Consider the following 20,357-nt stretch of genomic DNA (forward strand, 5'->3'; position numbering starts at 1 on the left):
GCCCTTCGTATCACCCGTGGACCATCGTTTCTACGCCCGGCATGCCTCAGGCCCAACTTCGCCGACCTCTCGGGGTCAGCTTGATCTCCACGTATGACCTGCTCATGGTCGCCATTCTCCCATCTGCGTTGATCATGCTTCAGGTCTTCGGCGCGATTGGGGTCGGACGCCCGGAGACGCTCCATGTCTTTATCTCGGTCTTGCTCAGTGCCGGCATCGTTGTAAGCGCGTCGGCCATTCGGCGAGGAGAGAACTGGGCTCGTTTCATCCTCTTGGCTCTCATCACGATCTACTACGTCGGCCTCGCATTCGGAGCGCCGTACACGGTCGATCTGGCCCAGTACGTGGCGTCTGACGACTGGAACTCGTGGCTTCTCGCGGGCCGGTCCGTCTTCTGGATCGCGCTGCACGGCTGGTACTTCTTTGTGTCCGCCGACTGGTTCTTCGACCCGCATCGCACGCGTCCGGACGGCCGCTCTGGGTGGCTGTAGATCAGAAAACCAAATAAGAGCTGTCGTCAAAACAGCTCATGAATGAGTTCATCAGGGTCGTCATCCTCATTCGGTGATTTTCCACCAAGGGGACCCGAACGAAGATCCTCGTAGAAGTCGGCGCCGTAGGTTCGGGTTCGCACGACAATCGGCATGGGGACGGCGTGTCCGAGGAGAAGAGCCTGCTGCTTGGCGTCGAGAGAGGCCAGCACCTGTCGCAGGGATGAAGAGTCGCTCGTCCCCACGAGGGCATTGGAAATGTCCTTGTCATCGTTCAGCTTGGCGATCATCTTCGTGCCGAGCTGACTCATCACTTCCTCGTCGATTGCCGAGGGGCGTTGGTCGACGACGAGCAGGCTGACGAAGAACTTCCGCATCTCGCGGGCGATCTTCCCGAATGGTGTCTCGTGCGCAATGCCGGGCGCGAGGAATTTGTGGGCTTCCTCGATCGTGATCATCAGAGGACGCGGCTTGTCGCCCTCATTCTTCGTCTGGCGGTATCGATTCGTCTTCTCCTCGTACTTCCGACGGATCCGGCGCGTGATCGCGTTGGCGACCAGGAGGTACACCTTCAGGTCGTCGTAGCGGCCAAACTCGAGGACGACGGACTTTCCGCTATCCAGGGTTTCGAGGAGGGCATCCAGGACGTCGTGGCGGTCCTGCGACGGCTGGGTCGTGAAGAAATCGTACTGCTCAAACTGTGAAAGCTTGCGCTTCAGTGCTTCGAGGGAACTCTGGTGTGCCCCCGTTTCGTCCGCGATTTGCTCCAGTTCATCGCCCCGTGCTTCCAGGAGGGTTCTTAGCCAGTCCTTGCCGTATGTATTCTGCAGCATGTAGCTGCTCTCGGCGGCGGTCGCGTTCAGGTTCAGCGTATCGCGGAGCGGGAGGATGTCCGCGGGCTGGATCTGGTCGGCATGCAGGTAGACATCGTGGTCGGGCTGATTGCCGCGATCTCGCGTCGTCTTTGGGTCTAGCGAGAAGATGCATACTTTGCTTGGAAACAGATCGCGGAGCCCCTTGACGAACTGTGTCGACCCGTCCTCGGATTCTGCACGATCACCGTAGCCGTACTCCGAGTGCATGTCGAAAATGAGGTTTACGGCCCGTCCGGTCTGAATCGTACCGGCGAGCAAGAGACGTGTCAGGAAGGTTTTCCCCGTTCCCGTTTTCCCGAAGACCGCGTTCGATCGTTCGGCGAACCGCTGTAGGTTGATGCAGACCGGAATCTCGTCCATTCCGATCGGGCTACCGACATTGAAGAATGTGCGTCCACCATCATTCGCTTCGTGACCGAATACTCGGGCGACGTCATCCTCCGTGGCGTGGGCGACCGGCGCAAAGTGGGCCGGGATCGTTTTGACCGATCGGGGTTCGTCCTCGCTCAGTTCGGGGTGCTCCGTGTTGGGGAGCATGAGCATTGGCTTGAGCGAAACGGTGGCGTACGTACCGGTGCCGCGCATCACATCACGAAGCAGGTCGTCTTCCGGGCCAGGCGGGTTGAGCAAGATCTGCTCATTGGCTGCGTCAATCTCTACATCGGTGATCATGCAGAAAAAGTCATATTGCTCGCCCTGGATCACGACAAAGGTGCCGGCAATCACATCCTCGATGGGACGGGCTGCATCGAGTTTCATCTCGATCCCGTCATTCAGGGAACCGTGCGTGATGACACCGATCTTTCCGGGACGATCGGTGGGATGATGCCCGTCGCCGGACGATTCGCTGAACTCAAGCATAACGTCGGGGAAGATCCGTCAGAACAGAGGAGGTAGAGGTGGGTGGGGGCGGTCAGGCATCGACGCGACCGGTGTGCATGCTGCTATGTTCGCCCTCGTCGGAAGGGTCGCTCGAGGATCGCGCAAACTGCTGGGTCAAGAGGGCACCAACCGTGACCAGAACGATCTCTCCGATGATCCCGACGACAAAGCGCTTGAATACAAACGAGATGATGCGCGGCAGGAACCGGATGACAGCGTAGACGCCCAGAATACTTAGGATTCCCTGAACGATGCGTGTGGTCAGCGACGTCGTCGAGTCGAATGACAGAAAGGCCATGTGTCTGTGAGGCGTTCGAAAGAAGAAACCAGCTTGAGTCACTCCGATGGATGGATAAGATAAGATATTACAGCGTCGTACCCAACTCGAAGATAATGGGCTCTTTTACATGCCGCAAAGAGCATCTGGATTAATACATAAGCCCGAATAACTGTTGCCGACCATGCCATCTACACGCGACGATAACCTCAAGTCCATTCGGCCAGACGTTCCCGTCAATACGGAGGACAGTCACGCAGTCGAAGCCTTCCAGCACGAGGTGCTCCGTCCGATCTTGAAACTCCTTAACCCGAGGGTTCTCGACCTCGTCGCCGATACGCTGGAACGATACGGTACCGGTTTTTCGACCATGGATCGCCCGGATCAGGTTCGGCGCCTGGAAAATTTGCTCGGCCAGGACAGTCGGCTGAAGCGTACGTTGCTCGGGATGGTGATCGGTCATTTTACGTCTGCCGAAATGCAGTTTTATCTGCAACACACGGCAGAAGTGCGACGTCGCACGGTTGAACTCGTAACCGAACGCGCACGCAGCCAGGTAAATGAAATTGCTGAGCGAGTGAAGGCCGAAAAATGACGCCGCCATGACGTTGATTAGATTAGGCCATGGTTTGCACACATTGTTACGTCGATAACGTTTCGCAGAAATAGTTCTCGATTCAACATGTCCGCAGGAACCAAGTGTTAGAGTGTGCAATTTGTTGCGTCCATCCGCCCGCTGACTGAGCGGACGTGCCCCCCACAGGTTGTATTCATACTGCGGTCGCCCTCTCCGACCGATCTATCATGTCTAGCTCAACATCGGTTACGATTCAGCTGTCGAAGGATCATCATGACTGGCTCCAGCGCGTCGCGGAACGTTGTAATCTGTCGCCGTCCGGGGTTGTAGAGCTTCAAGTTCTCGCGCAGGCACACCTGGCGGATCTTCGGGAAAGCGGAACGGCTGCGCTGCCGGCGTTGGACAGTTCGGCGCAACAAGACGATCCATCCCTTCCCGAGGAAGATGCGTCCGTGATGGATATGCTCAATTCGGCGCGGGATCGTCTCGATCGCTGGGAGAAAAAGCGCCAGCAGGTCGACGGTCAGAATTCTCGCCTCGAAGCTCTTCGTCGTCGCCTCGATGCGGTTCGTGGCTCGGCGGAAGCATCTGACTTTGGTCCCAAGCGCACCTCGAAGTCATCGACAACGCTAATCCAGCAGGCGCTGGCACGCATTCAGTCGATTCACTCGCCCAGTGCGAAGTCTAATTCGGTTGATACGGAGGGCGCTCCCACGTCGATGTTCGACATTGCCGATGAGGACGACGGGTGAGTCCGTCCGCAGAGTCAAAGTTGGGCTGCACGAACGGTAAAAGATAGGGGATGAGCCATCTCAGCCCGAGCAAGGGCAAACAATCCGCGCTTTAGAAGAAAATAACAGCGCGGGTGCCACATCCAATCCCGCTCAATGCTACGTTAAGGGTTCGGAGTCCGATTGATGGTCGATTTTCTCTGAAGCGGGATCCATTCCTGTCACGGATCGATCTGATTGACGACGTTTCTCGTTGTCGCACTGGGCCGTCCGGTTCCCGCAAGCGGCGATGTTCACGACCGATGTTCTCCCGACACCCTTACCCATGTCTCACGACGCCCCTCCGGTTTCTTCCGGCACCTCCACGGCATACGATCCGTCGGCTATCGAATCCAAGTGGTACGATTACTGGGAGCGCCGCGGCTTCTTCGAAGTCGACGTTACCGATGATCGCCAGCCCCACTGCATCATCATGCCGCCTCCCAATGTGACGGGGCGGCTGCACATCGGGCACGCGCTACAGGACTCCATCCAGGACGCGCTAACCCGAATCCGTCGCATGCAGGGGTATGAGTCGCTCTGGATGCCTGGCCTTGACCACGCTGGTATCGCCACGCAGAATGTGGTGGAGCAGAAGCTTGCTGAGGAAGAAGAACTGACGCGCCACGACCTCGGTCGGGATGCGTTCGTCGAACGCGTGTACGACTGGAAGGAGGAGTACGGGGACATCATTCTCCAGCAGAAGCGCACGCTCGGAGATTCCTGCGACTGGGATCGCCAGTATTTCACGATGGATGAAGACTTCTCCCGCGCCGTGCAGGAGGTTTTCGTCCAGCTCTATGAGGACGGTCTGATCTACCGGGGCGATTATCTCGTCAACTGGGATCCGAAGAACGAAACGGCTCTATCCGACGAGGAAGTTGACAATGTTGATCGTCAGGGGCACCTCTGGTACATCCGCTACCCGCTCGCCGAGCCGGTGGGCGACAACACGCTGATCGAGGAGGCTGCCGATGGGGAGGAGACGCCGGAGCCGATGCAGTATCTGACGATCGCGACCACGCGGCCGGAGACGATGCTCGGAGATTCCGCCGTGGCGGTGAATCCGGACGATGAGCGATATGCTCACCTGATCGGTCGGAAGGTCGTCGTTCCGCTCATTGGGCGCGAAATCCCGATTATAGCGGACGACTACATCGATAGTGAGTTCGGGACAGGCGCGCTGAAGGTAACGCCTGCTCATGACGAGAACGACTTCGAGATCGGGCAGAAGCACGAGCTCGAGACGATCAACGTCATGACGACGACGGGCAAGATCAACGCGAACGGGGGGGCGTACGAAGGTCTCGACCGGTTTGACGCGCGTGACAAGATCGTGGACGACCTCAAGGCGGAAGGTCTGCTAGAGAAGGTTGAGGACTATGAAAACAAGGTGCCCGTGTCCAGCCGCTCTGGTGCCGTGATCGAGCCGCTCATCTCACGTCAGTGGTTTGTGAAGATGGAGCCGCTCGCCGAGCCGGCTATCGAAGCCGTCCGGGAAGGCGAGATCGATTTTTACCCGAAGCGCTGGGCCAATGAGTATTTCCGCTGGATGGAAAACATCCGCGACTGGTGCATCTCCCGTCAACTCTGGTGGGGGCATCAGATCCCGGTCTGGTATTATACGGATGAGAATGGCGACCCGGACCCCGAGCGCGGGTACGTCGTGAGCGTCGACCGGCCCGACAATGGGGAGGAGATGGTGCAGGATGAAGACGTCCTTGACACCTGGTTCTCGTCGTGGCTCGCACCCTTCGCGTCCCTCGGCTGGCCAGAGGAGACGGACGAACTCGAGATGTTCTATCCGTCCGACGTCCTCGTATCCGGCTACGACATCCTGTTCTTCTGGATCGCCCGGATGATCATGGCGGGATACTACGTGATGGACGAGCCGCCCTTCACGAACGTCTTTATCACCGGCATGGTGAAAGACGAGCAGGGCCGCTGGATGTCAAAAAGTCTCGGCAATGGCATCGATCCGCTCGAGATGGTGGATCAGTACGGTGCGGATGCGACGCGCTTTACGCTGACGATGCTCTGCGCGCAGGGGCAGGATATCAAGCTGGCTCCCTCGAAGTTCGAGATGGGCCGCAACTTCGCCAATAAGATCTGGAACGCCTTCAACGTCTTCGGGCAGTTCATGGAGACGGATGAAGACGGTCGGCCGGTCAAAGATTACCAGCGCGAACGGTCCTTCGAAGAACTGGAGCTTGTGGAGCAGTGGATGCTGCACCGCTTGAACGCGGCGATCGAGGACATGGAGGGCTCGCTCGAGCGTTACCGTCTCAATGAGATGGCACAGCGTGTTTACGATGTCTTCTGGCGAGACTATTGCGACTGGTTCCTCGAGCTGATTAAGCCGCCGTACGGCGAAGAAATGCCGGAGGAGAAGATCGCTATTGCCGTCGAGATCTACGAGGCGCTGTTGAAGCTCCTTCACCCGTTCATGCCGTTCATCACGGAAGAGCTGTGGTGGCGTCTGCGTCCGCGCGAGAACGGCGATGCCTGTATCGCTGCCGAATGGCCGAGCATCGATCGGGACAGCATGGATGAAGAGCGAGCGGAGACGTTTACGCTCATCCAGGACCTGATCTCGGGTATCCGCGGTGTGAAAAGTGATTATGGTGTCGGACAGGGCAAGGAAATTGCGGCCACCATCAGCGTGCCGCGTCGCAACACGGAGCTGGCGGAGACGCTGGCGTCGTACAGCACGTACTTCGAGACGCTTGCTGGAGTGACCGACCTGACGGTGAAGCCGCGGGCCGAGAAGCCCGCTGCCTCGGCGTCTGTCGTCGTGGGCCGCTGCGAAGTCTTCGTTCCCCTCGCAGGTATGATCGATCTCGATCAGGAGCGTGAGCGCCTGCAACGGGAAATCGAGCAAAAGGAAGGATTTCTGCAAGGGGTGGAGAAGAAGCTCAACAACCCGCAGTTCGTGTCCAAGGCCCCCGATGAAGTCGTCGATCGCGAGCGGCAGAAGAAGGAAGACGCCGTCGCCGAACTCGAACGTCTGCGCTCGAATCTATCCGACCTGGCCGACGTCAGTCAGTAGATGGCTGATCTTGTTCTATTCGCTCAAATGCCTCCCCGCTTATGAACGCAGTATCCTCCCGCACCTCTCGTTCCATGGGCCGCTCTGCGGCTCGGCGTGCTCTCGCCGCTATGGTTTTGCTCGCTTTGATGACATGGACCACCGGGTGCGGCAACTCGGGACAACAGGGCGTGTCGGCCAGCAGGCTCGATGTGTCCAACACGCGCCTTGTGACTATAACCGAGACGGGCGAGCGCTCGTTCAGTGGTACACTCATTAACGAAAATAGCAAAGCGGTTTCTATCGTACAGGTCGATGTTGCGCTGTACGACGAAACGGGCGCCCGGGTCGGGACGACCATGATCGAAGTGGAAGATGTCCCGGCGAATAGCGAGAAGGATTTCAGCGGGGCGCTTGATGTCGATTATCCCGTCGCAAAGGCTCGCGTCCTGAGTGTCGCCACGCCGTAGGGAGGTTGAGCTTGTGCTTCGAATACAAAAACCGCCGGACCTGAGGCGTCAAACCTCGGATCCGGCGGTTTTTTTATAGGTCAGGCTGTACGTCGGCCCGATGTAGTCCACGGAGGGGCAGAATCGCACTAGTACTTCGCGACGGAGTCATCGATCTCGTCGCTCCAGGCGAGGGTACCACCCGCGAGGTTCTTTGCGTCGAATCCCTTTTTCCGAAGAAAATCCGTCGCTTTCGCTGAGCGTCCGCCAGAACGGCAGTGGACAACAATTTCGTCTCCTGGTTCAGCGTCGATCTCTTCGATGCGGCGCTCAAGTTCATCGAGCGGAATCAGTTGGTCGGCACCGATGCTCGCGATATCGGCTTCGTGAGGCTTGCGAACATCCAGAACGAATGGCGCGTCGCCCGCATCGCGACGCTTTTTGAGGTCCTGAACTGAAATTTCTGGAATTTGGCTCACGTCGTCAGTGCCATTTTGAGAGGAGTCGGAAGACGGAATACCGCAAAACGCTTCGTAGTCGATCAGTTCCGTCTGCGTCGGGTTCTCACCGCATACCGGGCAGTCCGGATTCTTTTCAACATTCAGCGTCCGGAAGTTCATTTCCAGCGCATCGGCCATGAGCAGCCGGCCGATGAGTGGCTCACCAATTCCGGCGATGAGTTTGATGACCTCCGTCGCTTGAAGCGTGCCAATGAAACCGGGTAGGATGCCAAGCACGCCGCCTTCCGCGCAGGACGGAACGAGTCCCGGTGGGGGCGGCTCTTCGTAGAGGCAACGGTAGCACGGCCCGTCCTCGGTTGCGAAAACGGAGACCTGACCTTCGAACCGGAATATCGATGCGTAGACGTTCGGCGTGTCGGTCATCACGCACGCGTCGTTGACGAGGTAGCGCGTGGGGAAGTTGTCCGTTCCGTCCGCAACGACATCGTACGGCTCGATAATCTCGAGCGCGTTGTCGCTGTCGAGGCGTACGTCGTGCGTTTCAACGTCGACGTGCGGGTTCAGGTCGGTTAGGCGTTCCTTTGCTGCATCGAGCTTCGGACGGCCGACATCGCTGGTGCCGTACAAGATCTGGCGCTGCAAATTCGACGCTTCGACGCGATCGAAATCGACAAGTCCGATTTTCCCGATGCCCGCGGCGGCGAGATACGTGGCAGCAGGCGAACCGAGGCCGCCTGCTCCGACGAGCAAAACGGACGTGGCCTTGAGTTTCTCTTGGCCCTCACGCCCGAATTCCGGGAGCGTGAGGTGACGGCTGTATCGTTGGAGTTCATCTGTGGACAGGTCCGGTGCGCATGGAGGGGCCACGGCCGCACCGTTGTCCGAGGGGGAAGCAGACATGGAAGGGTCGTATGGGTTCAGAGGCTGCGAATCGTATGAGTGTGGTGCGAAGCGTCAGCCACCAGCGATCGAGGGGACGATCGACACTTCATCGCCGGCGCTCACCGGCGTATCGGGGCCGTCCTTGTATCGGATGTCGTCGTCGTTCACGTAGATGTTGACAAACTGGCGGAGGGTGCCGTCGTCGGTATACAAGTTCGACTTCAAGTCGCCGTAGCGGTCAACGAGATGGGTCAGCACGTCCTTGACCGTCTCTCCGTTCGACTCTACGGTCGCCTGACCATCGGTGTAAGAACGGAGCGGGGTCGGGATGCGAACCGTCACGGTTGCTGTTTGCGTGTTAGCCATAACAGAATGGTGAGAATGGAAAAAGTTATCAGGTGGTGAGAGTGGCGTTGGCGAGGGCTAGGCCGTCGCGCCATTGCCCCATGCGGATGCGTCGGTCGGTTTCAGAACGTGAATCTCCTCGCTCTCGAAGGACGACCGGTCGACGGCAAGGGACCAGGCGGTCAGATCGGTGGCTTCTCCATTCGCGACAGAGACAATGACGTAGGTATAGCCGGGGAAGGTGGCTTCGCGCAGGTCGGTCTCGGACGGTCGTGCAGGGTGGTCGGGGTGGGAATGGAAGAATCCGATTACGTCAAGGCCGGCTGCCTCGGCCGCATTTTGCGCCTCCCGGTAGTCGTCAGGAGTGATCTCGTATCGCCGTTCACGGTTCTCCGTCTTTCGGTTCGCGACCGGTCGAATGTCCGTCACGCGGTTTGCACAATCGTCGGTCACCGTGCCCATCAGAAAGCCACACCCTTCCTCGGGATATGCGTTTTCCCCGTGGTCGCGGATGGCGTCGAGAACAGCAGAAGTTGTCAGCATGGGAGGTGGTCGCTTGGATAGAGTCGGGCGGTTGCGATCAGGCAGGGAAGTGTCAGTCCGTGTAGAGGCCATCGGAGAGATAGCGCGTCCCGGTATCGCACAGGATCGTGACGACAATGCCTTCGTCGAGCGTTTCGGCGATCCGTCGCGCCGTGTGGACGTTTGCACCCCCGGATGGGCCGACCAACAGGCCTTCTTCCCGCGACAACCGACGGGTCATCTCAAGCGCGTCTTCCGTGCGGCAGACGACGTGTTCATCGGCTACTTCCGGGACGTAGATGCCCGGCACCCGGGCCGTCTCCATGTGCTTCAGGCCTTCGAGGGCGTGCATTGGAGAGTCCGGTTGCATGGCGATCGCCCGAATGCCTGCATTTTCTTGCTTCAATCGACGGGTCGTGCCCATGAACGTGCCGGTCGTTCCGAGACCGGCCACGAAGTGGGTGACGCGACCCTTCGTTTGGCGCCAGATTTCGGCTCCGGTTCCATCGAAATGCGCTTTCCAGTTTGCGTCGTTGTCGTACTGGTTGGGATAAAAATAGGCATCCGGATCGTCAGCCACGATTTCCTTTACCCGTGCCTGCGCTCCGTCCGTTCCTTCAAGCGGATCAGTCAGGATCAACTCTGCACCGTAGGCCCGCAGGATCTGTTTGCGCTCCTCCGACGCATTTGCCGGAAGTGTGAGCACCACCCGGAGGCCACGCGCCGCGCCGATCATCGCGTAAGCGATTCCTGTGTTGCCGCTCGTCGCATCGATGAGCGTCTTGTTGTTTGAAAGAGCGCCGGACGCCAGGCCCTCATTGATCATCCGGAGCGCCGGGCGGTCCTTCACCGAGCCTCCGGGGTTGAGGTGTTCGGCCTTTGCATAGATTGTCACCGAGTCCGGCAGGTCGCGAGAGATTTCGCTGAGGCGAAGAAGCGGAGTGCCGCCGATCTGATCGATGAGGTCTGACGCATCCATTTGACGGTCATCACGCACGATCCGCTGTGTACGAGACCGCTGGATCGATCGCGCCTGGCGAGCGGGAGGAGAGGAGGTAGCCATAAACGGCGACGGTAATGTTGAGGTTAGCTCGAAACAAAAGGGTGCGGCATGAAAAAAGCCTCTCACGGAGCGTCCGGAGAGGCAACAGGGTAGACCGTATTTGACAGCGCATGCTACACGGGTTTCGTGTAACATACACTACGCATACGCGTCCATCCCGCGCCGATGATACAACAACACCGGTCGGTGCTGGTGGGCAGAATGGAGACGTTTACGAGGCGCATGATCGAGTTTGCTGTACATCGTCAGATAAAACCAGCCATCGGACCGCATTAGCAGCCAGGCATCTTTATAACATGACGCTGGAACCCACGTTCCAGAATAGAACGGCGTGACAACATCTTTTATCTTCCTCGTCGGACCTGTTACGATCCTTGCAGGTACGTTAAATTAATCTTCGAGTTTTCAACACGGGTGAGGTAGCAGATTCGAATCCATCGTACACCTCTCTGCGCCGATTCTTCCCCGTACGGATCCATCATGATTGTCTTCTTGGGTGGTACCGATTCACAGATGATGCGTGAAACGGTCAGCACGTGATTGATGGTGTGTCTGAACCATTTCAGCATTTCCCAGCGAAAGGACCGAGTGATCATCGTGATCCACGAACATACCAGAACGGACGCATGAGCATGATTCAGTTCGAAGGATGTATCTGTGACCGTCCGACCGAACAGGTGCGTATTCGGTCTGCGATCAAACGGGTTGAGGAGACCTCTGATATGAACGCATCGACGCGATGGGTTGTGGTCACGCAGGCCGTCCCGCTCGGAGGACTCGTATACGTTGCTCATGCCGTGCGTCGGGACTGGACCGTTACCGCTCAATCCGTTAGCGAATTAGAAGACAAACTGATGGCTCGAGCCGACGGCGGTGTGGAATCGAGTCGAGCCGTTCAACCGTCTCCGTTTCGTACCGTCTACGGTCGAGAGTGAAGGGAAACAACGGGTAATAATTTACATTAGGGGTACATCGCTACGCATTAAGTAGCGATCAAAATATATAGTGTCTGTGTGTTAGTCGCGAAAAGGTAAATGTCAATGGTTCTGCTGTGTCGGGTGAAACAGCAGCGATGTATCAATTCGCGAATGGCTGCAACAAAGCGGTGTGGGGTTTTCTCCCACGCCGTTTTGTTTTGCCGGTGTCCACCGGCTTGGCGGATTGTGGCCCACGGTTTGCGATAATAATTTATCCCGTCCACACCTACCCATTCGTCGACTGTTGATTGTTATGGCTTCGACCGACCCGGCACTTGAAGCAGCCATGTCCCTAGCGGCTCGCCGTCATGACATCCCGGAGCCGCTGTCCGAGATTTACATTGCATGGAATCTCTGCTTCCGCGCATACTGCGATCGCTATGATCGGCCGTGGCCGAACCATCGCGTGGTCCCCGATTTCGTCACGTACTTGCGCGACAAAACGACCGTGACGCGAGACGAACTGGTTCACGCGGTTGACGCCGTCATCTTTGGTCTGGAGGAAACGACGGGGCTTGCGGGTCCTCTAAAGACCGCGCTTCGCGCTCGCGTCCTCTCAGACGTACCGTCCCCGAAGGCGCACAAGGAGGACGAAGGAGAAGACGAACAGGCGTTTCCGCAACAGGGTGCCGCGCTGACACGCGTCATGGTTGCGATGGATCAGGAGGCATTTAGCGGAGGATTCAGCTCGCGCTTCCGCAACTAGTTTGCACTCTACGGCCCCGAGAGGCCTGGGCTCTGCGGATGGACGGGCCGCACGGATCCTTCGCTCTCGCACATACGGCAGGTTTCTCCAAACCTGCACCCATTTCTACGACGGCTGCTCCGTTTTTTACGCTGGAAAGGAGCAGCCTTTTTCTATAGTCGACCCGGCGTGAATGAGAAGACCCAGACCCACGGGTTTTCGTCCCACGTCGGTCCGCCTCGACGCTGAAAATGGTCCCACCGCGAGCGAAAAGCTGCCTGTGGTGGATCGAGTGCGTCGTGTCTAGCCGTAAGAGCTCCTGCCGCCGGTCGCAGCGGTAAGCCTTCATCCGTAACGTCGAACGCGCTCAAGTCCTGCAGCTGCTCGGCTCGAACGTCGTCGATTCGTACGGATAGCCGCGCCGCCCATCGCGGCATAAAGATCGGTGATACCCATTCGCCAGATCTCTGCGGGAGATCCAGCGCGTCGGCCTCGTAGCGGAGGGACGTGCATCGTTTTTCCGTGCGGGTATCGCGCGCGGTACGGTCCCAGCTCACCTCATCGCCACCGACGCGAAACGTTGCCGCCCAGGACTCGCGCACCCACAGGACATCGTCACGAGCGTGAGGACAGTTGATGTCGACCAGGTCCGATTCCCCCTCACAGCGAGCCGTGACGGACAGAGACGAGCCGGACCGATCAATGCGGAGAACCCGTTCCGGCGTCGGAGAGATCACACGTCTCGTCTGAACCTTGTCTCCGTCCAGAATAAGCCGCACCATGTCCGGAGAAAATATGATCGGTCGGACCGGTGCGGCGTCGAATCGGTGCATGGCGTCAAAGGGGCCGAAAGCGCTTCGGATGGAGGACAGAGCCTACATGCCGAGCATGCGTCCCGTGCCGAGAATGAGCGTCACAGAAACGATCAAAACAAAGTATATCAGAGCGCCGGCACCGATTGTGAGCGCCGTTTTGCCATTGTCAAGGTCCAGTCCCTGTCGGACGGCGATGAAGCCGGCGGCCAGTGACCAGAAGAAGCCAATGAAAGCACCAATACAGGGAATGATTGCAAGGACTTGCGGAGCGAAGGCGAACCCAATCACGCGAAGCATCTCCCCGACATCCGCCGTACCCTCGAAGACCCTCGTTCCGATGGCGTATGTGATGACCGACCACAGGATCCAGCCGAGGAAGGCAATGAAGACCGATGCGATTGCGTAGCCGAGGCCGCTTCCGCTCAAGGTGCTTCCCGCGCCAGATAGCAGCGCCGTGATAGCAACCACGATGACGGCCTGTTGCATGGCACCCGGGTCGTGCTCCACGTCCTCAAAAATAGCGGGATCCAGCTTAAATACGCCGAGGATACGTTCCTGAAAAGTCATGGCAGCGTGCAGGTCAATGAAGAGAGATCCGAAAAACGTTCGGTCTTGTCTCGATTTGCTCCCACGGTTGGGGAAACCGAGCCGTCAATGATATGACGTCATAGGGCGCAGCAATGGTACAGGGATGATCTGTGTAGAAAAGCGGATGTGCTGATCTTCGCGTCGGCAGCCGGCCCGTGACGCATCACGTGAGGAATAGCGTCTGCATGACCCGAGTCGCCGCCTGTTTGTCGTCGTCCGAGCTTGGTGAGGAGGAGACGTACTTGTCGTAAGCGGCGGGAAAGAGGGGAGAGCCGAAGCCGTTCTCCGACGAACGCAATGAGCGGGCCTGGTGATTGACCTCCGCACGGAGATGATCGGGAAGCGGAATGACGCGAGTCGAGCCCTTGGGTCCCACGCGGAGCAGGGCCCGTTCGACATCGACATCTCCGGCTGTGAGCCGCACGGCCTCGGAGAGGCTTAGGTCCGTGTGGAATAGAAGGCGTGTCAGAAGCCGTCCGCCAGATGCCGTGTCCTGGGAGAGATCCTGTCCGTTCGTTTTCGGCCGCGTGGAGCCGGCGTGGTTGTCTTCCTCCTCGTGCGCTACCATCTGATCCGCGACGGACGGATCGATGCGGCCATTGAACACGTCAAAGAGGGCAAACATTATGGCGTCGAGGGCCCGATCTTTTTCTTCGCTCGTCACCTCCGGATGATTTCGGAGGAACGACAAAAAGCCGGGAAGGTGGGGCGCATCGGCAGGGACATCCTTGTGTCGGCAAAACTGAACGTAGCACAGCGTCCAGATGCCAAACGCCTGCGCCTGTTCCGCCTCGAACTGGTGATCGAGCGCCGCCGTGAACAGGACGTACAGCAGATTCTGTGCTGTCTCGTCGGGGTTCAGGGCTTCGTCGAAATACATTGCGGGGCGCTTGATCGAAGTGACTGTTTGGCCCTCTTACCGTGACGAGGGAGTGAAGATTCCGGCACGTGTCGGAGTCGTTGCATGATGGAAGCGGTTCGAGTCGATCTGCACGTAGAACTCTCGAACCCGACACCCGGCACCGGTGGTTTTATCTCGTGGTTTATCGGCCACACATACCGGAATGATCTAATGCCACGGCTGACATTTACAAACGATTTGCTCGTGGAAATCGGAGAATCATCCCGGTTTTTCTTTCTGCCCAAACTTCGTCACCATGCCCGATCTCTTGTTCGAAATTGGCTGGATCATTGTTGCGTTCGCAGCGGGTCTAGGCGCACGCGTACTCCGGCTTCCGCCCCTCGTCGGATATCTGGCAGCCGGAATGGTTCTCGCGACATTCGGCGTGGAAGGAAGCACGGTCGTCGAGCAGATCGGTAATCTGGGTGTTGCCCTTGTGCTGTTTATCATTGGCCTCGATCTGCGACTGCGCAACCTGGTCGAGATGGAGGTGCTCGGCGTGGGAGGGCTCCACATCGTGCTATGGACGGTGGTCGTCACAGGAATTGGGATGGCGCTCGGGCTTCCGCTCCTCGGGGCCATCGCTGTAGCGGCCGGACTGTCTGCGTCGAGCCTCGTCCTGGCTGCGAAGTCGCTCGAAGCACAGCACGACCTGCGGAGCTACCATGGGCGGGTGGCGATCGGCATCATTCTGGTCCAAACGGTCGTCGCGACGGGCGCCATTGCAGCGATGGGAGAGCCGCCGAGCCTGTGGGCGCTCGCGGTCATTCCAGTCATCGCACTACGTCCGCTGCTGGCACGTCTGCTGGACGCGCTCGGCCGTGGGGAAATGTTGCTTCTCTTCGGTCTGGCACTCGCGGCTGCAGGAAGCCTGCTGTTCGACGCCGTCGGGTTGAGCGCAGAGCTCGGTGCGCTGACGGCGGGGGCCTTGCTTGCCGGTCATGATCGTACGGACGACCTGTCGGATGCCGTCGGGACGCTGAAAGACGCATTTCTCCCGGCCTTTTTCCTTTCCGTCGGTCTCATCGGGTTGCCCGATGCGTCCGGGCTTGGCGTCGTGGCTGGACTCCTCGGCCTGCTGGCTGTCAAGGGCGCACTGTACGTCGGGCTATTCTCGGCTTTCCGACTTCGCGCACGGACGAGCTTTTTGGCGGCCATGCCTCTGACCACATATAGCGGACTGTCCCTGATCGTCGCATCGGCGGCGGTCGCGGAGAACTTGCTCCCGGAGTCGATGCTCACGGCGCTCGCGCTCGCAACGGCCGGATCGTACCTGGTCAACGCGCCGCTTGCGCGTCAGGCACCCGACCTCTGGACCAAAGTATCGGACTGGCTGCAGCCTCTCCAGCGCAGTGGTCGCCCGCGCGATGCACGCCCCGAAACGCTCGGGCGCGCACGGTTTGTCGTCGTCGGCATGGGTCGCGTGGGAACCGCCGCATACGACTACCTCGCCGCGCGAATGCAATGCCCGGCGGGCGTGGATGAGGATCCAGGCAAACTCGCGCGGCATCGCAGCAACGGTCGGCGCGTGCTGTACGGAGACGCCCGCGACGCGACGCTCTGGGCTGACCTGGGACTGGAGACGGTCGAGGCAGTTGTTCTCGCGCTTCCCGATCGGGATGCAACCCTGGCTGCGGTCAGCGCCCTGCGAGAAGCCGGCTTCGAGGGCCCGGTCAGTGCGCTTACGACGGACCCCGAGGGACGCCAGGATCTGATTGATGCGGGAGCCAGCGCCGTGTATCTCTCCGGCGAGCAGGTCGGTCAGGCGCTCGCCCGCCACGGCCTTCGCCGCCGCCAGCGGACCGTCCCCGCCGCCGTCACGCTCGATGTCGGTGCCGAGCAGCGACCGTCTGCACCGCTCCGCCCGTCACGCGGGACGGAGCCGCTGGAAGCGTAGCCCGAAAGTAAACTACGGGGACAGAGACGCGCAGAACGTCTAGTTAAAACTGATGCCATCCAGCGGGTCGGCTTCCATCTTTCGAAGGGCTTCCTCCGCAAACCACGCATCCTCAACCTCCTTCGTCTTGTCGGGGAGGTTCGGGTGAGGCTTCTCGTAGCCCGACATATCTTTGAGCCACACCAGCGTCTTGACGCGCGTCTTCCCGTCGGGCGTTTCGAACTCAACATCCTTCTCCCGTGCCGCGCACGTGCCCTCGGCCTCGCCCATCACATGACCGTACGTGGGATGGCGCAGGAGAACGCGAACGCGCTCGCCGTGCGAGAATCGAGAGTCGGCAAAGTCTTCGTCGCTGTAGGTTGTCACAGGGAGGACAGGATTAAACGTCTGAAGTGCTGAACAGGAGGATAGCCGCAGGAAGGCCGAATACGTTGCGTACCGTGCGACGTTACTTGTATTGATTCATCGCGTCCACGGCGAGGGCGTCGGCCAGGTTGTTGAGTTCATTGTCGGCGTGCCCTTTCACCCAGATCCACTCCACGTCGTGGCGGGCGTTCTGTGCGTCGAGCTTGCGCCAGAGCTCTTTGTTTTTCACCGGCTTCTTGGACGACGTCTTCCAACCGTTCTTCTTCCAGTTTTTGATCCAGCCGTCGTTGAACGCGCGGGAGACGTACGCGCTGTCTGTGTACAGCTTCACGTCCGTCGGTTCTTCAAGCGAGGCAAGACCCTGAATGGCTGCCATCAGCTCCATGCGGTTGTTGGTGGTTTGCGGTTCACCGCCCGTAAGCTGGTTGACGTCTTCACCGTCGATAACGATCGCTGCCCAACCGCCAGGGCCGGGGTTACCGCTGCAGGAGCCGTCCGTATAGATCTCCACGTTGTTCATTCGGTCTGAGAAAAAATAACAAGCAGGACCCGATAACGTAGCGGACATCACGACATTCCGCTAGCGTTCCGTCGTAAACCGCAGTGAAAACCTTCGCGTTTCTGGAAACGTCGTTCGTCCCGTTGCGTGAATGCTCGTCACCGCGTTGATCGTCGGCGGTCCAGGTTATTCATCTCATCACTCCGCGTGCACCATGAAATTTGTAGATAAGGTAGACATCAAAGTCCGAAGCGGCGACGGTGGCCGCGGGCTGGTGTCGTGGCGCCGTGAGAAGTACGAGCCGCGTGGAGGTCCCGCCGGCGGGAATGGAGGACACGGCGGGACCGTATACTGCGAGGCCGACGAGAACCTGTACACGCTGCTCGATTTCCGTTACAACAAGCACCACGAAGCCGGAGACGGGGAGCCGGGCGGGAAATTTAATAAAACGGGTGCGGATGGAGACGACGTGGTTATTCGCGTACCGCCCGGGACCGTGATCAAAGATTCGCAGACTGGCGAGGTGCTCGGCGAGGTTGTCGCGGATGGCGAGCGCGTCACGATCGCAGAAGGTGGACGTGGCGGAAAGGGCAACACGTTCTTCAAGTCGTCTACGAATCAGGCACCGCGGCACGCTCAGCCAGGCGAGAAAGGCGAGTACCGGGAGATCACGCTGGAGCTGAAATTGCTCGCGGACGTGGGACTTGTCGGATTTCCCAATGCGGGGAAAAGCACGCTCGTGTCGTCGCTTTCGGCGGCCAAGCCCGAGGTCGCGGATTACCCCTTTACGACGCTGAATCCTCAGCTGGGGATGGTCTACATCAGCGACTTTGAGTCGTTTGTGATGGCCGATCTGCCGGGAATCATCGAGGAGGCGCACACGGGTAAAGGGCTCGGCCTGCGGTTCCTTCGTCACATCGAGCGAACGTCTGTGCTGCTCTTTGTCATTCCGGTGTTGTCAGATGACCCTGCCGGCGACTATGAGAAACTCCGGCACGAACTCGAGGAGTATCACGCGCCCCTTCTCGACAAGCCGCACCTCGTGGCGCTGTCGAAAGTCGATACGCTGGCGCCCGACGAGCAGGAGCTCCTGCCGGAAATTATGGGCGAGGAGTTCCCGGATGATGTCGAGTTTATGCCGATTAGTGCGGTTTCGGGTACGGGCCTGAAGGAACTGAAGCATCGCCTGTATGACCTCGTCACCGCGGTCAAGAAGAAGCAGGAAGATGTCGGCGTGTGAGAACGCTAACCTCAACAACCCGGAAGGCGGCAAATGAGCGGCCGAAAAAGAGGGTTGACCTGAGCAAACTCCGGCACGAAGACCGATTTCGAACCGACGGGCACGTACGTCAGTCATTTTCGCGCTCTTGCTGAGCGGGTGGAAAAGAGCCGGGACCGCCTGCTTCGGTGGCGACGCGACAACTTGAGCGAGACGATCTACTTTTTTCTCGCCGCTCCCATGCTTGATGCGAGCCTCCTCGACGGAGAGAAAGAGGGCGATGTCGTCACGGTTCACCGCCTCACGGATACCGGTCGCGCACTTCTCCCACGAGCGACAGTCCGATCAGCGAGGACGTGTTCTCTCAGATTCGATTAGCAGCGATCGACATGTCAAACTGACCTCCGATCTCAGGTATGATCTGTTTATTATATTGTATCATAAGTTGATGTTTATTGTCTAAAATGATAACATGTTGTCATCGTGGTTGAAGATGATGACATGGTGGAGGATGCAGACATCAGAAAACGGGGAGCCAAGACAGAGCGAAAGGTGCGGTCATACATTGAGTGTCGATCCGGACTCCGGAGCAGCGCGCTCCGCGTCGGCTCCAAAGGCAGTCGGTCGGTGTGAGGAGGCTTCGCTCGGCTCGCCGCAGCAGCGACGGGCTCTCGTCGCACTATCTCTCGTTCCGGGACTGGGCACCGGTCGCATTCGGGCACTTCTTGCGTACCTGACGTCCCCAGTAGATGTATGGAAAGCCTCCCGATCCCGATTGGAGTCCGTGCCGGGCGTCGGACCGAAGGTGGCAGAGGCTGTGCTCACGTTTGACGGTCACGACATTGTTGATCGTCAGATGCGTCGAGCGAAGGAGATGGGCGCGACGCTTCTTACGCCGTGGGATGATGCCTTTCCGGAGCGCCTGCGGCAGATCTATGACCCGCCGGCGTTTTTGTGGATGCGGGGGCAGTTGACGCCGGCCGACGCTCGGTGCATCGCTGTAGTTGGGACACGGAGATGCACCGACTACGGGCGGCAACAGGCCTGCCGGTTCGGTGCGGAGCTAACGAAGCATGGCTTGACGGTAGTCAGTGGCCTTGCGTACGGAGTAGACGCAGCGGCACATCGTGGCGCGCTCGATGCCGGTGGGCGAACGGTGGCGGTGCTCGGCTCCGGACTCGGTTACGTGTACCCCGCGTCGAATCGACCGCTCGCGGAGGCGATGACGGAGCACGGGGCCGTCCTTTCGGAGTACCCAATTGATGCAGAGCCAGACCCGCGGTATTTTCCAGAGCGCAACCGGATCGTGAGTGGACTGACGCTCGGCACGCTCGTTGTCGAGTCGCACGCCGAGGGAGGTGCGCTCATCACGGCCCGGATGGCTCTGGAGCAGAACCGTGAGGTCTTTGCCGTCCCGGGAGAGGTCACGACCTCTGCGAGTCGCGGCACAAACGCTCTGATTCGTCGGGGAGAGGCGAAACTTGTTTCGTGCGTTGACGACATTCTGGATGAGCTATGCCTTCCCGCTATGGATCACGAGACGCGTGAGGCGGCGGCTGAAAGCGTGGCGGACACCCTTACCGGCGACGCTCGCGCCCTGTACGAAGCACTGGGAGATTCTCCGACGCATCTCGACGACCTCTGTCAAGAAGTTTGTTGCACCCCTTCCGATGCGTTGGTTGCCCTGTTGCAGCTGGAGTTCGACGGGCATGTTCGGCAGCTAGCGGGGAAGCAGTTTCGTCGGACGTAACGCAAGCGTCGGAGTGTTGGCTTCCGTCGGGTGGACGT

At 59.1% G+C, this 20,357-nt stretch carries 21 protein-coding genes; 10 read left to right on the plus strand and 11 right to left on the minus strand.

The features are described from left to right. The first annotated feature begins 41 nt into the window (after positions 1–41). On the plus strand, positions 42–491 hold the full coding sequence (locus CRI94_RS07235; RefSeq protein WP_098075012.1) for a hypothetical protein: 450 nt from the start codon (positions 42–44) through the stop codon (positions 489–491). A gap of 26 nt (positions 492–517) precedes the next feature. Here CRI94_RS07235 and CRI94_RS07240 read toward each other — a convergent pair whose 3' ends face one another. Together CRI94_RS07240 and CRI94_RS07245 are read right to left on the minus strand one after the other, a co-directional pair. Beyond that, complete coding sequence (locus CRI94_RS07240; RefSeq protein ID WP_098075013.1) at positions 518–2,227, minus strand: helicase HerA domain-containing protein; 1,710 nt, start codon at positions 2,225–2,227, stop codon at positions 518–520. Positions 2,228–2,279: 52 nt separating this feature from the next. Further along, complete coding sequence (locus CRI94_RS07245; RefSeq protein ID WP_098075014.1) at positions 2,280–2,546, minus strand: hypothetical protein; 267 nt, start codon at positions 2,544–2,546, stop codon at positions 2,280–2,282. A gap of 163 nt (positions 2,547–2,709) precedes the next feature. Here CRI94_RS07245 and CRI94_RS07250 point away from each other — a divergent pair, with 163 nt between their 5' ends. The 4 genes from CRI94_RS07250 to CRI94_RS07265 all read left to right on the plus strand — a co-directional run bounded on the left by CRI94_RS07250 (position 2,710) and on the right by CRI94_RS07265 (position 7,370). Further along, positions 2,710–3,120 (plus strand): hypothetical protein, encoded by a 411-nt coding sequence (locus tag CRI94_RS07250; RefSeq protein WP_098075015.1) that lies wholly within the window; start codon positions 2,710–2,712, stop codon positions 3,118–3,120. Between the two features lie 209 nt (positions 3,121–3,329). Continuing rightward, positions 3,330–3,854 carry a hypothetical protein gene (locus tag CRI94_RS07255; RefSeq protein WP_098075016.1) on the plus strand — a complete coding sequence of 175 codons (525 nt, stop codon included), beginning with the start codon at positions 3,330–3,332 and terminating at the stop codon, positions 3,852–3,854. 304 nt (positions 3,855–4,158) lie between these two features. Further along, positions 4,159–6,921, plus strand: coding sequence for a valine--tRNA ligase (locus CRI94_RS07260; protein WP_098075244.1), 2,763 nt, complete (start codon positions 4,159–4,161; stop codon positions 6,919–6,921). A gap of 41 nt (positions 6,922–6,962) precedes the next feature. Continuing rightward, complete coding sequence (locus CRI94_RS07265) at positions 6,963–7,370, plus strand: FxLYD domain-containing protein (RefSeq protein WP_143815329.1); 408 nt, start codon at positions 6,963–6,965, stop codon at positions 7,368–7,370. Positions 7,371–7,498: 128 nt separating this feature from the next. On the opposite strand, the gene moeB is transcribed toward CRI94_RS07265, so the two are convergent. Genes moeB through CRI94_RS07280 form a run of 4 tightly spaced genes read right to left on the minus strand, consistent with a single transcriptional unit; the run spans position 7,499 to position 10,538 of the window. Next, positions 7,499–8,710, minus strand: a complete 1,212-nt coding sequence (gene moeB, locus CRI94_RS07270) for a molybdopterin-synthase adenylyltransferase MoeB (protein WP_218919361.1) — start codon at positions 8,708–8,710, stop codon at positions 7,499–7,501. Between the two features lie 54 nt (positions 8,711–8,764). Beyond that, entirely contained in the window at positions 8,765–9,058 is a 294-nt protein-coding gene (locus CRI94_RS17815) for a ubiquitin-like small modifier protein 1 (protein ID WP_218919362.1), read from the minus strand. Between the two features lie 57 nt (positions 9,059–9,115). Further along, complete coding sequence (locus CRI94_RS07275; RefSeq protein ID WP_098075018.1) at positions 9,116–9,580, minus strand: M67 family metallopeptidase; 465 nt, start codon at positions 9,578–9,580, stop codon at positions 9,116–9,118. Between the two features lie 52 nt (positions 9,581–9,632). After that, entirely contained in the window at positions 9,633–10,538 is a 906-nt protein-coding gene (locus CRI94_RS07280) for a PLP-dependent cysteine synthase family protein (RefSeq protein WP_098075019.1), read from the minus strand. A gap of 710 nt (positions 10,539–11,248) precedes the next feature. Between CRI94_RS07280 and CRI94_RS07290 the strand changes: the two genes are divergently transcribed. Both CRI94_RS07290 and CRI94_RS07295 read left to right on the plus strand, forming a co-directional pair. Beyond that, a complete protein-coding gene (locus tag CRI94_RS07290; protein ID WP_098075021.1) occupies positions 11,249–11,557 on the plus strand; it encodes a hypothetical protein in 309 nt (102 codons plus the stop codon). A 295-nt stretch (positions 11,558–11,852) separates the two neighbouring features. Then, positions 11,853–12,305, plus strand: a complete 453-nt coding sequence (locus CRI94_RS07295) for a hypothetical protein (protein WP_098075022.1) — start codon at positions 11,853–11,855, stop codon at positions 12,303–12,305. Positions 12,306–12,457: 152 nt separating this feature from the next. Here CRI94_RS07295 and CRI94_RS07300 read toward each other — a convergent pair whose 3' ends face one another. The 3 genes from CRI94_RS07300 to CRI94_RS07310 all read right to left on the minus strand — a co-directional run bounded on the left by CRI94_RS07300 (position 12,458) and on the right by CRI94_RS07310 (position 14,567). Then, complete coding sequence (locus CRI94_RS07300) at positions 12,458–13,117, minus strand: hypothetical protein (RefSeq protein ID WP_098075023.1); 660 nt, start codon at positions 13,115–13,117, stop codon at positions 12,458–12,460. Between the two features lie 42 nt (positions 13,118–13,159). Continuing rightward, positions 13,160–13,666, minus strand: coding sequence for a YIP1 family protein (locus CRI94_RS07305; RefSeq protein WP_098075024.1), 507 nt, complete (start codon positions 13,664–13,666; stop codon positions 13,160–13,162). 184 nt (positions 13,667–13,850) lie between these two features. Next, on the minus strand, positions 13,851–14,567 hold the full coding sequence (locus CRI94_RS07310) for a site-specific integrase (protein ID WP_098075025.1): 717 nt from the start codon (positions 14,565–14,567) through the stop codon (positions 13,851–13,853). A 277-nt stretch (positions 14,568–14,844) separates the two neighbouring features. On the opposite strand from CRI94_RS07310, the gene CRI94_RS07315 reads away from it, so the two are divergent. After that, the gene (locus CRI94_RS07315) at positions 14,845–16,485 is read left to right on the plus strand and encodes a cation:proton antiporter family protein (protein WP_098075026.1); all 1,641 of its coding nucleotides are present in this window, start codon (positions 14,845–14,847) and stop codon (positions 16,483–16,485) included. A gap of 39 nt (positions 16,486–16,524) precedes the next feature. On the opposite strand, the gene CRI94_RS07320 is transcribed toward CRI94_RS07315, so the two are convergent. Further along, positions 16,525–16,851, minus strand: coding sequence for a hypothetical protein (locus tag CRI94_RS07320; RefSeq protein ID WP_245846108.1), 327 nt, complete (start codon positions 16,849–16,851; stop codon positions 16,525–16,527). Between the two features lie 82 nt (positions 16,852–16,933). Beyond that, entirely contained in the window at positions 16,934–17,371 is a 438-nt protein-coding gene (gene rnhA / locus CRI94_RS07325) for a ribonuclease HI (protein WP_098075028.1), read from the minus strand. A gap of 193 nt (positions 17,372–17,564) precedes the next feature. Here rnhA and obgE point away from each other — a divergent pair, with 193 nt between their 5' ends. Beyond that, positions 17,565–18,590 (plus strand): GTPase ObgE, encoded by a 1,026-nt coding sequence (gene obgE, locus CRI94_RS07330; RefSeq protein WP_098075245.1) that lies wholly within the window; start codon positions 17,565–17,567, stop codon positions 18,588–18,590. A gap of 544 nt (positions 18,591–19,134) precedes the next feature. Further along, positions 19,135–20,319: a DNA-processing protein DprA gene (gene dprA / locus CRI94_RS07340; RefSeq protein WP_245846109.1), complete on the plus strand. Its 1,185-nt coding sequence runs from the start codon at positions 19,135–19,137 to the stop codon at positions 20,317–20,319. Positions 20,320–20,357: the final 38 nt, after the last annotated feature.

Origin of the sequence: Longibacter salinarum (assembly GCF_002554795.1) — a bacterium.
Taxonomy (GTDB): Bacteria; Bacteroidota; Rhodothermia; order Rhodothermales; family Salinibacteraceae; genus Longibacter; species Longibacter salinarum.